Here is a 13,703-nt window from a genome sequence, read left to right as displayed (position 1 = left end):
CGGCAACTAAAAAGCCGATGCATTGCATCGGCTTTTTTGTGCACGCTTTTCAAGCGTTAAACACATATGTTTACTCTGAGCGTTTACCCTGTGCACGAGAAAATCGGTGAATAAACGTCATATGAGCCTTCACGTTCGTTCAAGCTTTAACTTCTCGCTCACCACTGACAGCCTTTTCCTGCATCTGGCCTCGGCAAATTAAGCTCTACTGAGCAGTACTGCATTGCAGCACTGCTAAGCAATAGTGGAGTGACTAACAGCATGTCTGCCTCTGACCATCAGGAAAGTGAAGTACCTATACCGTTCATTGAGAACCCCGATGTTTACGCCGCGCTCCAGACTACGGCAGCCTTGAATATTGACGTTCTTCTACTGGGTGAGACCGGCACAGGCAAAGACACTCTGGCACAGCGAATTCATCGTTTATCCGGGCGGCGCGGTCACTTTATCGCGGTGAACTGCGCAGCCATCCCGGAAACCCTGGCGGAGAGTCAGTTGTTCGGCGTCAACAGTGGTGCTTATACCGGTGCTATTCAGTCAAGGGCCGGATTTATCGAGGCGGCACACCTGGGCACCCTGTATCTGGATGAAATCGACAGCATGCCGCTCACCCTGCAAGCCAAACTTCTGCGTGCACTGGAATCACGTGGCGTCGAGCGCCTGGGGTCGACCCGTTTCATCCCGGTAGACATGCGCGTCATAGCATCCGCCCAGCAATCACTGAATGATATGGTCGAGCAAGGCACCTTTCGACGCGACCTGTACTTCCGCCTGAATGTCGTGAACATCAACCTCGCCCCGCTGCGAAGCCGACAGGAATACATCATTCCACTGTTTAAGGACATGGTTGCCCAAGAAGCCAAGCTCTTCGACTGCCCAACCCCCGCGCCGCCTGAAACACTGCTCCAGCAATTGCTGTGTCACCACTGGCTTGGCAACGTAAGAGAATTGCGCTCTGCCGCCAAGCGGTTTGTACTGGGCATGCCACCCCTTGGTTCATCGGAGGCGAATGCACAGATAATGCCCCTGAAGATTCGGTTGCAGCAGTTCGAAAAATCATTGATCGAAGAATCGCTCAAACGTCATGCCGACTGTGTGGAGCATGTCGCCGCTGAGTTAGGCGTTGCCAAACGTACGCTTTACTACCGTTTGAAGCACTTGAACATACTTATATGACGCGATTGCTCGGCACCTGCATTTGCGACACATCTCGAAATAACAACTCATTTTTCGCGCTGGAACCACCACCATGTCCTCCACCACCCACGTTGCGAGCGAAGGCTCTGTAGAGAAGGCCAGAGACTCGGGCCTGACCTCGACACTCTATCAATATTAAAGGAAGGTACTTTATGCCTATTGCACCTAACTCTCCGGGCATTGGCGCTAATTATGGCGGCGTCGACAACGAACAAGCAAAAGCGATTCAGGATCAATTGCAGAGAGAAAAGAACGCGCAAAACATCAAGCAAACCGTCGACAGCATGCTGCTCGACTACAGCACCAAAGTGATGCAGCAAATCGGCGCTGCACGGGCCTAAGCATCAAAACACTTGCCTCCTCTGTTTCGTTTACAGAGGGGGCGCTTTATCGCTTTTGCCTGGGGAGCCTCAGATGCTTTCGAAAACCGAATGGGGCGCACAGCCTCAGACGCTTGTGCAAAAAAACCAAACGACAATGCCTGTTGATGACTCCATCGATAGTCATTTTTTTGCGTCGGCGCTGATCGGGGAGAACCGCTACCCCCCTTCGACACCGGCCATCGGCACGCACTTTCTCGCCGAGCAATCGGAGTACCTCAAATCCAGGAACGAGAAACTTTCCAGAGGATTGAAGGATCTGGCGCAAAGCAAGCACTCGATAAAATCGGTGGAAGTCCCCATGGCCCTGGTCGAGAGCAAAGAGCGCCTGACCGTTTCGGTGAAAATCATAAAACACTGCATTTCGATGGTAGAAAAAACCACCAACCTGCAGTAGGAAAGTTATGCGCAAACCTCTCGTCACCTGCCTGCTACTCACACTGGCACTGCTCCTGGCCGGCTGCGGTGAGCGAATTGAACTGCACCGCCAACTGTCCGAACAGGAAGCCAACGATGTCATCGCCGAACTGGCAGACAAGCAGATCCGCGCCCAGAAAGCGCTGGAAAAGGACGGCGTAGTCGTTCGGGTAAAGACCCGTGATATTGCCCGCGCGGTGCGAACACTGGAAGCTGCGGGCCTGCCGAAAACCACGCGCTCGACCCTGGGAGATATATTCCGCAAGGAAGGCGTCATCTCTACACCGTTGGAGGAAAGAGCCCGTTACATCTACGCGTTGTCCCAAGAACTGGAAGCAACCCTATCGAACATCGACGGGGTCATCGTAGCCCGCGTCCATGTGGTGTTGCCGGAACGGGTGGCACCCGGCGAACCCGTACAGCCGGCATCAGCCTCGGTATTCATCAAGCACGATCCCCGGCTGGACCCCGACAACATCAGGCCACGTGTGCGCAGAATGGTGGCCAGTAGCATTCCCGGTATGACCACCACGGTGGATAACCCGCAAAAACTCACCGTTACCTTTGTACCTGCAGCCGCCTATATTGAACGGGAGCGTCTGGTCTATCTCGGGGCTTTTCTGGTCCCCGAAAACGACCTGATGTTCTGGCAAACAACCCTGACATTACTGTTTGTAGTCTTGTTGCTTGCGGTCGCGGCTACCGTAGTCTGGCTTCGAAAGAAGCGCCACCCGGCCCACGCTTCACCGAGCTTAGAACCCAATGGATGACCTGTTCAGGTGGGTCAATTGGTGGACCCGCCCATGGGAGCAGGCACAACATGGCTGGGCGCCATTCGACCTCGCCTCACCCGCCGGCACTGCGATCTGCCGTAGCCGGCATGAGCGGGTCAGCCGGGCACTGGGCATCTCCCCTTGCCTGCCCGTTGAGCCATCACCTGCCCTGCTTCGCCTGGTACTGGCGCCACCCGCAAAACGTGAACTGATGTTGGCCCTGGTCGATGGGATCTACCATCCTCAGCACGAACTATCGTTGAGCCCCGACCAACGCCAGTGGTGCGCCCGCCTGTCCCGGGCATTGCCTGCCGTGCCCCACGAACCCGGCAACGACCCTCTGCACCATCTGCGCACCTGGGTCGATCAGCCGATATGGCAGCGCCTGCGGCTCAGCTTCGCCCCGCAACGCGTTGATGCGCTGGAAAGCATCCCTGCGCCGCCTCCCGGAAGCAAACTCGACACTGTCTGGCAGGCCGTCATATGGCGCGCTACCGCCCCGACCAACGATGCCCCCACTGCTGGCGAGACCCTGTCCAATGTTGTGCCGACGCAAGATTAAACTGTCGACCCCCGCTACAAGCTTGCCAAACGCTCTGATCCCCAGAGAGCTGCTTGCCGACAGCCAGCGTGCACAGCATTTGCTGAGCGACGCCCAGGCACAGGCTGAAGCGATCCTGCAACAAGCGCGTGAACAGAGTGAGCAGTTGCTGAAGCACGCACAGGACGAGTTTTGGCAGCGCGCCAACCGCCAACTTGAATGCTGGGAGATCGAGCGGCAGAACATGTGCGAGCAGCTTGAAAAAATCGCTACGTCAGTAACCCATCAGGTGGTGGGCAATCTGCTGGAGCTGACGCCTCCCGCGGAGCGAATCAGCGCCCTGCTCAAAAAACTGCTAACCGCAGAAATACCCGCCATTGAAGCCACGCTGGTCTGTCATCCACAGGATCAGCCGGAGGTGGTGCAATGGCTGCAAATGAACAGCAATGCCCCCTGGAGCCTGCGTCTGGATGACCTCCTCAGCGTCCAGTCGCTGGTTCTGGAAACAGACGAAGGCAGCTTTCATATTGATTGGAAGTCGACCGTTGACAGCTTGTTCCTGTTGGAAATGCCACAGAGCCGCAAGTAGGGAATTTCCGACAATGTTCACACGCAGTCTTTCATGACGCCGTGTGTGGAACTGTTGCCAGGCATGAACCACATACAAGGGCAATTCACTGGAGGATGCCCCATGACCTTTGATTATCGGCTGAGCCAACAGCAGTACAGAGAGCTGGACACTGTCAAAAAACACATGGACCAAATGGATAAGGCCGCCTACGAGGCGACCGATAATGAAACGTTCGCGGCACTGATGGATCAAGCGCTGGAGATGAAAATGACGTCGAACCAGCTTTTGACCTCTATACAGGCCATGACCAACTACAAGGCCGATCAGGGAAAGATCATCTTCGATGGCATCCCCTGATGGTGTGAGGCCGGGTGATGCGGGTACTCGTGAATCGACAGACCCGGGTCGGTCACTACGCGCCGACCATCCCCCGTCTCACACGCTGCACCCAAGACACGCGCCCGACATCGCAGCATCCGCTCTCGTACCAATCAGAGAACCACTTATGAAGAACAAGACCTACAAGCCTGGCTGCTTGCGCTATGTCTCGTCCGGACTTTCGCAAAGACGCCCTGCCTGGCGCTACCTGCTCGCGCTGCCATGGCTGCTGACGCTTTCGCAAGCCACATTGGCCGCCATCCCCAACGAATGGAAAAACACGGCCTACGCCTATGAAGCCGAGCACAAGCCCGTGCGGGACGTACTTGAAGACTTCGCCCAGACATTCGGTACACAGCTTCAGATCGAAGGCCTGCTTGAGGGTTCGGTCAATGGAAAAATCCGCGCCAACACCCCTCAGTCCCTACTCGACAGACTGGGTGTGGAGCATCGCTTCCAGTGGTACCTGTACAACAACACGCTCTATATCAGTACGCTGGATCAGCAGCAATCCGCGCGCCTGGAAGTGTCTTCGGAATCCATCTCGGACTTGAAACAGGCACTGACCGATATCGGCCTGTTGGAAAGCCGCTTTGGCTGGGGCGAGTTGCCAGAGGACGGCGTCGTTCTGGTCTCTGGCCCCAGGGGTTACATAGAGCAGATCAAGCAGTTCAGCAGCCGGCGCAAGTCGGCAGATGAAAAGCAGAGCGTGTTGACCTACCCGCTGAAGTTCGCCAACGCAGCAGATCGCGTAATCGATTACCGGGGGGAAAAACTCACCATCCCAGGGGTTGCCGCTATGCTGCGCGGGTTGTTGGAACCACGCCCGACGTCCGTCATGGCGACACGCTCCACACCCGTGACGCAACCCTCGCCACTGGCCACCACAACCGGCGCCCGGTTGAGCAATCCGCTGCTTGGGCAAATGCTGGGAACACCCGCGGGCGCGGACTCATTGGGCAGTGGCGCGTCGCTCACTCCCCGCGCGCCGGTGAACGCCAGCAAAATCCGGGTCGAGGCGGATGTGCGCAATAACGCGGTACTGATTTATGACCTGCCCGAGCGCCAGACCCTGTACAGAGAGCTGATCACGCAACTCGACGTGGCCCGCAAGCTGGTGGAAATCGACGCAATCATCCTGGATATCGAGCGCAGTCAATTGCGCGAATTCGGGGTCAACTGGGGGTTTCAGAACAGCCGTTTTCGAGGCGAATCGATCATGGCACCTGGCAGCTCTTCACAAATCAATATCCGCAATCGCGACCGTTTCTATGCTGAAATCCGCGCCCTGGAAAGCCGTGGCCTGGCCACTATCGTGTCGAACCCATCGGTGCTGACGCTGGAAAACCAACCGGCGGTGATTGATTTCAACCGTACCCAATACCTGATAGGCGGCACAGAGAACGCGACTATTCTGCCCGTCACCGCAGGTACCAGCTTTCAAGTAGTACCCAGGGTCATCACCAGCAAAGGCAGCCACCAAGTCCATTTGGTCGTGGATATTGAAGATGGCAGTTTTGACGATTCCAACGCCTCAATCGGTGGACTGGATGTGCGCCGAGGCAAGGTGAGTACCCAGGCCGTAATGGCAGAAAAAAGCTCACTGGTGGTGGGTGGGTTTCACGTCACGGAAAACACCGACACCCAGAGAAAGGTGCCTCTGTTGGGAGACATTCCATTGCTGGGCAAGGCGTTGTTCTCCTCCACGAAACACGAGAACAACCGACGGGAACGCCTGTTCATCCTGACGCCCCGAGTGATCGGAGACCAGGCCGACCCTTCACGTTACCTGCCACAAGCCGATCAGGCCGAATTACAGGCTGCACTAGCCCCCTTGGCCCGACGCAATGCACCCTACCCGCCAGTGATCCAGCGAAGCGAAATCACCAGCACGCTGGCGCATCTAGTGAGTGGCGAGGTGCCCAAGGCGTTCAAGGCGGCCGCAATGCCCCTGGGGTTGGATACATTGTGCTCGACACGTGAGCTGCTGGCTCTCAATACCCAGCGCAGCCAGTGGTATACAGGGCCACACTTCAACGTAGCAATCATCGTGTTGCGCAATCAGTTCAAACGCAATGTGCGCATTGATGAAAAGGAGTGCAGCAACGCTCAGACCCTGGCAGTAACCGTGTGGCCACGAGCCTGGCTCAAGCCGGGTGAAGAGGCTGAGGTTTTTATCGCCATGCGCCCAGTAGTGAAAGATGAACACATCGGCGTGCCCCGCCCCTCCCTTCTCACCCCAGCCCGGAAAGACATGCGATGAAACGCACCCTGTTCAGCGTCACTCTCATCATTACGGTATTGCTCAGCGTGGGCTGTACTGCAACGTGCAAAGGTGATTCATGCTCTCGTCCACAATCGAGCGAGGCTAAAATGGTGGTCTGGTGGCCGTCGCACATGCGTGCCGAGCCTGGCCCCGCAGGAGAACGGTCGGATTATCAAACCATCTCGCTGGAACGATGAGCCAATGCAGCTGGCCAGCCTTCAGGCCCTGGTCAGCTGCACCTGACGTCGATTACCGCTGCGCAAGCTCGGGCAGTTCCAGGGTTTCGCGCTTGGCTTCATCGTCCAGTTCACGCAGAGTCCGGTAGATCAGCGCCACAGCTTGCAGGGTTTCACGCGGGATGCCGGCACCCAGTTTCTTTTCGTAGAGCGTACGCGCCAGCCACACGCATTGGATCACCGGCACATCAGCCGCTTTCGCCCGAACGATCAATGCGCGCGCCTGGTCGTCGGTGCCCTTGTCCACCAGCAGCGGCAAAGGCGTTTCACCGGGTCGGTAATACAAGGCGACGGCAAAGTGTGTTGGGTTGACCACCAACATGTCGGACTCTTCCAGCTTGGGCAGCTTGACCTTCGGTTCTTCCTGGGCGAGTTGGTAAGCCAGTGAACGCCGTTGCCCCTTGACGTGAGGATCACCCTCCGCGTCCTTGTACTCCTTCATCACCTCGACTTGCGTCATCCGCATGCGCTTGGCAAAAAAGTGTTTCTGCAACGCAAAGTCGATCAGCGCCAGCACCAGCAACAAGCCCAGACAGGCATGCAGCAGGTGGCGAAATAAAATGATCAGGGCTTTGACATAGCTCTGCAAGTCGCTGTTGGCCAGGTTGATCAACACGCCCAGTGACGGGCTGATCACCCCATAGAGGACCAATGCCAAAAGCACGGCCTTGGCCAGACTCATCAGCAGGTTCATTACCTGCCGAGCGGAGAACATCTGTTTGATCTGGCTGAGCGGGTTGAGACGGCTGAAGTCCAGCTTCAAGCTTTCGGGCGCAAACAGAACACCGAACTGCATCCAACCACTGATCAATTTCACGGTGATCGCCACGGCGGCCATCATCAGGGCAAACGCAAAGAACGTCAGCAGCGCTTCCTGCAGCACTTCTTCCAGCGCCCGCGCAAAGGGTTGGCCAATGCGGGACATGGGCAAGACCAACAGTTGCTGGAAACGCTGCATGCTGGGCTCGGCCGTGAACAAGGCTATCTCGCTCAAGGCGGTCAATACCAACAGCTTGCCGACATCCTGGCTCTGCGCGACCTGGCCCTTCTGGCGCTGATCACGCAGTTTCTTGGGGGTGGCCGCGTGTTTTTTCTCACCTGAATCACTCATGGTGCCGAGACCTGGAACATTGCAAGCAGGGAATGCTTGAGATCAACCAACAGGCTCATGCGCCCGACGATCAAATCCTGCAACAACGGCATGTACAGAATCAGAATCATCAGGCCGGCCAGGCATTTGATCGGTGGTGCCAGAGTCGAGACTTGCAACTGCGGGCTATAAAGCCCCAGCAGCGCGACGCCAAACTCCAGCAGCAGCAACACGGCTATAAATGGCGCGGCGTAGAGCATCATATGGGTGAACGTATCCGCCAGCAGACTGGTAAACACACTGAAACCGTTCACTCCAACGAAGGGTAGCCAAGCGGTCGGGGGCCAGATTACATAACTGTCCCAGATCACTTGGGTCATCGCACCGAGCCCGAGGGTGGCGATCAACAGGTAGATTGCCAACTGTTTGAACAGATGCCCCACCGGCGTTGCGTCCGGTCCCAGCGACGGGTTGAGTTGGCCACCGGCGAGCGCGCCGCGCTGATTGTCGAGTAATGCCCCCACCGACTCGAACATCCAGAACGGCATGCTCAATAAGACCCCGAGCAAAAGGCCCAGAGCCACCTCCTTGAAAATCAGGGCACCGATCATCAGCGACGAGTAGTCGTGTGCTTTTAGCACCGTGTAAATGCCGGGAGCCGGAATCAGCCCCAGCACCATCACGATGATGTGCCGAGGCAGACCACGCAGGTGTTGAAAACAGAAGGCAGGCACCAGGAATACACAGGGATAGATTCGCGCCATAGCGACCAGAAGGCTGGGCAGGTAATCAATGAGTTGCAGCACGCGGGTTACCTCAGCTCAGCGCCGAACGGGCAATCATGTCGAACATCAGGTTGATCAATTGCACCAGCTCCACACCAATCCAGCGCCCGGTCAGGATCAAGGTGACGCCCACAGCTACCAACTTCACACCAAAGGGCAGGGTCTGGTCTTGTATCTGCATCAGTGCCTGCAGGAGGGAAGTCAGTACACCGACAACCACGGCCACGATAAGCGGGGGCGCCGACAGCACCACCACCAGCAACATGCCTTGCTTGAACAGCACGATCGGCTCCATAAGCTACTCAGAGATAAGAAAGGAACAGGCTGTCGAGCAAGCGTGACCAGCCCGAGACGAGTACGAACAACAACATTTTGAGCGGCAGCGAAATCGTCATCGGCGAGACCATTTGCATGCCCAGCGCCAACAGCAGGTTGGAGACGATCAAGTCGATGACGATGAACGGAATGTAGATCAGGAACCCTATCTCAAAACCGGCCTGCAATTGCGACAGGACGAAGGCTGGCATCAGCAGGATCAAGTCTTCGCGCTGAACCTCATGGGCCATTTCAGGCGGCCACATTCGGACGGTGTTTTCCTTCAGGTGCGTCAGAATGTCCGGGTCGGTGTTGCGACTCATGAACGTGCGCAACGGTTGTATGGCGACCAGGCCGGTGGTTTGCATCGCGTGCACACTGCTGAGGTCCAGCGGTGCCGTCTTCAGCGTCGCGGAGATCTCGTAGCCCACGGGCGCCATAATGAATAGCGTTGCCGCCAGGGCAATGCCATTGATTGCCATGCTCGGCGGTACTTGCTGCACACCGATGGCGTTTCGGGTGATCATCAGCACAATGACAATCTTCAGGAACGCCGTGCACACGATCAGCAACATCGGCATCAGCGACAGCCCACCGAGGAACAGCGCGAGTACGAGCGGGTCCACTCCCTGGAAAGTCATTGGGAAAACGTCATGCGGGACAGTTGCAAGCCGAGGCACCCGTCAACCTCGACCAATTGCCCCACACCAATCGGGCGATCGCCGTAGTAAAGCCCGGCCATGCCGGGTGCATAGCCGGAGACACCCAGCACGGCTCCTGGGGACAAGTTGCGCAACTCCCCCAGCGTCAGGTTCAAGGTTCCACACCGCACGTTGAGCGCCATGCTCAATTCATCGAACGGCTCATGGCCAAATACGTCCGCTACCGGGTGTTCATCCCCGGATTGCGGGAAGTCGTGTACTGCAAAGTCCTCGTCCACAGAGGTTTCCTCAAGAGATGCAAGTGTCAAACACAAATGCCCGGATGCATCGTCAATATGCCCATGCAGGCGGCGCTCACCCACCTGCAGGTACCCGACACCCCGCGCGTTGAAAAAGGTCTGTTCGAATACCACGACATCGCCCGCCCGAGCGGTGCGCAAATGCGCAATGGACAGCTGCAGCCGCCCCAGGGTTACGGCGATTGCCACCTGAAAACGCTCAGGCAGCGGAGCAGCGATCGAGCGCCATGGGCCGGCATCACACAACGCCAGAAAGCTCTCGTGAGTCAGCCACAGGTATGCCGAAACCTGGGATATCCCCAAGGTCACAGTAAGCTGGCAGCCAAATTTCAATGTGTGACTACCACCCAGCAATCGCAGGTGCCCCAGCAGCTCCCTGACCTGCGGGCTGAGGTGGTACAGGAACAGATCCCAGAACCACGAATCCGGATCGTTTTCGGCCAGGGCCAGTGTCACAGGGCACTCTCCCAGCAAGCTCAACAGCGGGCCGGGCTCACTGAAACCCAGCACGCCGCGGGCCGTTTCGAAGCAGGTGGGTGTAGCACTTCCTGGCGGTCGCCCAGGCACCAGCAAGAGTTCACCCTGCTGGCTTGAGACCTGAAACGACATACGTATGCCACAGCCCAACCGGCGCCGGGCTGCGACGGCCTCAGCCTTGACCTGACGTAACGCCAACAGCGGCATCATCATGCCGAGGCCATATGAACCAACGTGAGATCGACCGGCTGCCCCAACGTGTTGGCGATGCGCTCCTGACAACGCTGGCGTATGCCGCAGAGCCAGCTCGTCGTGCGATCGCACTCAGCGTCCAGTTCGACGCTCCAGACTCCCGGCTCGCGCCGGATACTGGCTTTGATGCGCCCTAGACGAGGTACGTACAGCACCACCTGCAGTGGCCACTGCGATGATCCTTGAAAGTGAGGGGCCAATTGTTCGGTCAACGATTCGAGCAGGGGGCTATCGTTCGCCAATTTCGTGCTCGTCGCAGAGCTGCCAACGTCGGTGGTGACCAGCAACGCAAACCGCAGCGCCTGCTCCACGGGCACCACGGTGCTCATTCCCATCTCACGTGTATCACCGAGTTCACGCATGCGCTCAGTCTTGCCAATTGAAACCTGGGTCATGCTTGCTCCTGAGCCAATAAACCGGATAACGCTTGAAGTTTTTCCACCTCGAGCAAACAGCGCGTGACGTGCTTCTGGGCATCTCCTACCTCCAGCGTCTGCTGGTCTTTTTGCACGTGCAACGCTTGCAATTGGCTCGCCTCTCGTCGGGTGCTGGCAGACAGGTTGTGCTCTTGGGTGCTCCAGGCTTTGAGTGCCTGCAGTGTCATGACTTGGCCCTGATTCTCCTTGAGCAACTGCGCACACTGCTGCGCCTCTTCGCGTCGGCTCTGCTCGAGCGCCTCTTCAGCCTGTTCGATCTGTCGAAGCACAGTACGCTGGGCTTTCTTGGCGGCACTCAGTGCTCGCTCGGCACGGTCCGCCCGATGCCTGCGCAAGCGTCGCAATATCTCGATTTCAGCGATGAGCGATTCAGAAGGGCACATAAGCCGTCAGCTCCTTCAGTTGCTCCAGGGTCGTCGCGATGGGTGACGGCTCACGCAGGTCCTGACGCAAAAAGCTGTCGACCGCCTGGCGGCTGTCTACCGCCAGATCAGTCAGGGCATCACTGCCGGCTTGATACTCACCCAGCTTGAGCATCAGCTCGATCTGTTGATACGCCGACAACAGGCGTCGTAATGCCGTACCGGCCTGGATATCTGCAGAATCGGCCACGTTGCTCAATATTCGCGACAGGCTGGCCAGCACATCGACCGCCGGATAGTGTCCCCGCTCGGCCAATTTGCGTGACAGCACGATATGTCCATCCAGCAGCGACCGAACTTCATCCGCCACCGGATCGTTCATGGAGTCCTGTTCGATAAGCACCGTGTAAATCGCGGTAATCACGCCGTTGCGTGTCAGCCCGGCGCGCTCCACCAAACGCGGCAACAGGCTGTACACCGACGGAGGCAAACCACCGCGGCCCAGTGGTTCCCCGGCCGCCAAGCCAATTTCGCGCTGGGCCCGGGCAAACCGGGTCAGGGAGTCGATCAGCAACAAAACCCGTTGGCCCTTGCTTCGGAAGCCTTCGGCCAGGGCGGTGGCGGTAAAAGCGGCACGGGCACGCTCCATACTGGACCGATCCGAGGTAGCGCACACCAGCACCGCCTTGGCACGCAGTTGTTCATCCAACTCATGATCGAGGAACTCACGCAGCTCACGACCTCGCTCCCCGATCAGGCCGAACACAATGACATCGCATTCCACATTGCGCGCGATCTCGGCCAACAACGTGGTTTTTCCGCAACCGGCACCGGCAAACAATCCCACACGCTGGCCCTCGCCCAGGGTCATCAAGCCATCAATCGAACGCACTCCGGTGGCCAGCGCCCGACTGATCCGAGGCCGCTCCGTGGGCAACGGCGCTTCGCACAATACGGTTGTTGCATCGGGCGTATCGACGCCAGCGAAGGCACTCGGGCCGTCGCCGGCAATGGGTCGACCAAAGCCATCCAGCACCTGACCCAGCAGCTCATCGCTGACCCGTACCCGATGGGGGACGCCGAGCCGCTCCACACTGGCCCCCACACGCACACCTTCAAGGTTGCCCAGCGCACTGAGCACTGCGTCCTGCTGGTCAAAGCCGATGATCTCGGCAAGCATGTTCTCACCTGGATTTTTCTCCACCTGGCACAGATCTCCAATCCGCGCATGGGGCAAACGACACTGCAACAGCATGCCGTTGACGCGCTGGACCCGCCCCCGCATCGAAACAGGCGCGAAACGCGCCAGCGCCTCTGACTGCCCTGACTGCCAAGCCTCCAGGCGCTCGCGCAGCAGGTCGCTCACCAGCGCACCTCGTAGCGTTGCTCGCCATCGAATACCACTTTGCTGTTATCGATCAACACCAGGCGCAAGCCGTCAATCTCATCGCCTACAAACAATCTATCCCCGGTTTCCAGCACAACGTGACCATTGGGTCCGCTGACAATCTGCAAAATCTTGAACGGAATCGCGCTGTCACGTACCCGTACACGGCTCATGACGGGCACTGCGGTTTCGAACTGCTCGCCAAAACGGATGAGCATGCGTGCGACCAGCTCCACATCGTCTTGAGTGACTAAGCCGTCGAGCGCAATCTGGCCGTTGATCACTTGCAAACTGATGTGCTGGCTCAGCTCACGCTCGTTAAGCATCTTCAGCAGTATCTGGCGCACTTCGAACGGTGACGCGAGCTCGGGCTTGCTCGGCGCTGTCGGCATCAGCGAAGCCTGGGCCGTGCGCTCCCCGGAAGAGACCATGCCGACAACCATGATGACGACCGCACACACCAGCACCAGGCTAAGCAAACGCTTTTGCTGGACCAAAGAGATAGAAGACAGCATCAGTGGCCGCGGCGGTTCAATGCTGGATGCAGGCGGCAGGGCGCGGGGAACCGATGGTTGAGGCCAGGGCTGTTCGGCCAGGCTTACACACAAGCACACCCCACCCACCGAGAATGAGGCATTGAGTGGCAAGTGACCGATTTGCGCCAGCACCTGCCCGTTGCTATCCGACAACAGCCCTGCCTTGGCTTGCACCGACCAGCAGGCGTCGATCAGATGCAGGTGCGCATGGTGCTCGGCGATTCCCGGATCGCTGAGTACAAGGTCCGCATCTGCGTGGGCACCGATGCTCCACTGTTCACCGAACAGTGGCAGTGCCGCGCCCTGGTGCAAGCCGTCCAGAACTCGTAGCTCGTACATCAT

The 13,703-nt window shown here is 58.0% G+C and carries 18 protein-coding genes; 9 read left to right on the top strand and 9 right to left on the bottom strand.

Features of this window, described 5'->3' with window-relative positions:
* The first annotated feature begins 261 nt into the window (after positions 1 to 261).
* The 9 genes from ACZ445_RS03660 (at position 262) to hrpT (ending at position 6,720) form a co-directional block, all read left to right on the top strand.
* The gene (locus ACZ445_RS03660; protein WP_058423113.1) at positions 262 to 1,176 is read left to right on the top strand and encodes a sigma 54-interacting transcriptional regulator; all 915 of its coding nucleotides are present in this window, start codon (positions 262 to 264) and stop codon (positions 1,174 to 1,176) included.
* A gap of 173 nt (positions 1,177 to 1,349) precedes the next feature.
* Positions 1,350 to 1,538, top strand: a complete 189-nt coding sequence (locus tag ACZ445_RS03655) for a hypothetical protein (protein WP_058423114.1) — start codon at positions 1,350 to 1,352, stop codon at positions 1,536 to 1,538.
* A gap of 73 nt (positions 1,539 to 1,611) precedes the next feature.
* Positions 1,612 to 1,974 (top strand): hypothetical protein, encoded by a 363-nt coding sequence (locus ACZ445_RS03650; protein ID WP_058423115.1) that lies wholly within the window; start codon positions 1,612 to 1,614, stop codon positions 1,972 to 1,974.
* A 7-nt stretch (positions 1,975 to 1,981) separates the two neighbouring features.
* The gene (gene sctJ, locus ACZ445_RS03645; protein WP_058423116.1) at positions 1,982 to 2,764 is read left to right on the top strand and encodes a type III secretion system inner membrane ring lipoprotein SctJ; all 783 of its coding nucleotides are present in this window, start codon (positions 1,982 to 1,984) and stop codon (positions 2,762 to 2,764) included.
* A complete protein-coding gene (locus ACZ445_RS03640; protein ID WP_063611806.1) occupies positions 2,757 to 3,329 on the top strand; it encodes a hypothetical protein in 573 nt (190 codons plus the stop codon). The genes sctJ and ACZ445_RS03640 overlap by 8 nt, the downstream gene beginning before the upstream one ends.
* A 22-nt stretch (positions 3,330 to 3,351) precedes the next feature.
* The gene (gene sctL / locus ACZ445_RS03635; RefSeq protein ID WP_235594932.1) at positions 3,352 to 3,897 is read left to right on the top strand and encodes a type III secretion system stator protein SctL; all 546 of its coding nucleotides are present in this window, start codon (positions 3,352 to 3,354) and stop codon (positions 3,895 to 3,897) included.
* A gap of 102 nt (positions 3,898 to 3,999) precedes the next feature.
* Positions 4,000 to 4,236, top strand: coding sequence for a hypothetical protein (locus ACZ445_RS03630; protein WP_058423118.1), 237 nt, complete (start codon positions 4,000 to 4,002; stop codon positions 4,234 to 4,236).
* Positions 4,237 to 4,384: 148 nt separating this feature from the next.
* Positions 4,385 to 6,520 carry a type III secretion system outer membrane ring subunit SctC gene (sctC, locus tag ACZ445_RS03625; protein WP_058423119.1) on the top strand — a complete coding sequence of 712 codons (2,136 nt, stop codon included), beginning with the start codon at positions 4,385 to 4,387 and terminating at the stop codon, positions 6,518 to 6,520.
* Positions 6,517 to 6,720: an HrpT family type III secretion system protein gene (gene hrpT / locus ACZ445_RS03620; protein ID WP_081049222.1), complete on the top strand. Its 204-nt coding sequence runs from the start codon at positions 6,517 to 6,519 to the stop codon at positions 6,718 to 6,720. The genes sctC and hrpT overlap by 4 nt, the downstream gene beginning before the upstream one ends.
* 52 nt (positions 6,721 to 6,772) lie before the next feature.
* Here hrpT and sctU read toward each other — a convergent pair whose 3' ends face one another.
* From sctU to ACZ445_RS03575, 9 genes are read right to left on the bottom strand one after another with little or no spacing between them, the layout of a single operon-like run.
* Positions 6,773 to 7,870 carry a type III secretion system export apparatus subunit SctU gene (gene sctU / locus ACZ445_RS03615; RefSeq protein ID WP_058423120.1) on the bottom strand — a complete coding sequence of 366 codons (1,098 nt, stop codon included), beginning with the start codon at positions 7,868 to 7,870 and terminating at the stop codon, positions 6,773 to 6,775.
* The gene (sctT, locus tag ACZ445_RS03610) at positions 7,867 to 8,655 is read right to left on the bottom strand and encodes a type III secretion system export apparatus subunit SctT (RefSeq protein ID WP_058423121.1); all 789 of its coding nucleotides are present in this window, start codon (positions 8,653 to 8,655) and stop codon (positions 7,867 to 7,869) included. Before sctT ends, sctU begins: the two co-directional genes overlap by 4 nt.
* A gap of 10 nt (positions 8,656 to 8,665) precedes the next feature.
* Positions 8,666 to 8,929: a type III secretion system export apparatus subunit SctS gene (gene sctS, locus ACZ445_RS03605; protein ID WP_058423122.1), complete on the bottom strand. Its 264-nt coding sequence runs from the start codon at positions 8,927 to 8,929 to the stop codon at positions 8,666 to 8,668.
* A 7-nt stretch (positions 8,930 to 8,936) separates the two neighbouring features.
* The gene (gene sctR, locus ACZ445_RS03600; protein WP_058423123.1) at positions 8,937 to 9,590 is read right to left on the bottom strand and encodes a type III secretion system export apparatus subunit SctR; all 654 of its coding nucleotides are present in this window, start codon (positions 9,588 to 9,590) and stop codon (positions 8,937 to 8,939) included.
* Positions 9,587 to 10,600, bottom strand: coding sequence for a FliM/FliN family flagellar motor switch protein (locus tag ACZ445_RS03595; RefSeq protein ID WP_058423124.1), 1,014 nt, complete (start codon positions 10,598 to 10,600; stop codon positions 9,587 to 9,589). Before ACZ445_RS03595 ends, sctR begins: the two co-directional genes overlap by 4 nt.
* Entirely contained in the window at positions 10,597 to 11,034 is a 438-nt protein-coding gene (locus ACZ445_RS03590; protein ID WP_063611807.1) for a type III secretion system HrpP C-terminal domain-containing protein, read from the bottom strand. The genes ACZ445_RS03595 and ACZ445_RS03590 overlap by 4 nt, the downstream gene beginning before the upstream one ends.
* Positions 11,031 to 11,459 (bottom strand): hypothetical protein, encoded by a 429-nt coding sequence (locus tag ACZ445_RS03585; protein ID WP_058423125.1) that lies wholly within the window; start codon positions 11,457 to 11,459, stop codon positions 11,031 to 11,033. Before ACZ445_RS03585 ends, ACZ445_RS03590 begins: the two co-directional genes overlap by 4 nt.
* A complete protein-coding gene (locus tag ACZ445_RS03580; RefSeq protein WP_058423126.1) occupies positions 11,446 to 12,804 on the bottom strand; it encodes a FliI/YscN family ATPase in 1,359 nt (452 codons plus the stop codon). The genes ACZ445_RS03585 and ACZ445_RS03580 overlap by 14 nt, the downstream gene beginning before the upstream one ends.
* Positions 12,801 to 13,700 (bottom strand): FHA domain-containing protein, encoded by a 900-nt coding sequence (locus tag ACZ445_RS03575; protein ID WP_179029127.1) that lies wholly within the window; start codon positions 13,698 to 13,700, stop codon positions 12,801 to 12,803. The genes ACZ445_RS03580 and ACZ445_RS03575 overlap by 4 nt, the downstream gene beginning before the upstream one ends.
* Positions 13,701 to 13,703: the final 3 nt, after the last annotated feature.

The organism is Pseudomonas allii (assembly GCF_055380095.1).
Note: the sequence above shows the minus strand (reverse complement) of the source record. Positions and strands in the feature narration are given on the sequence as shown.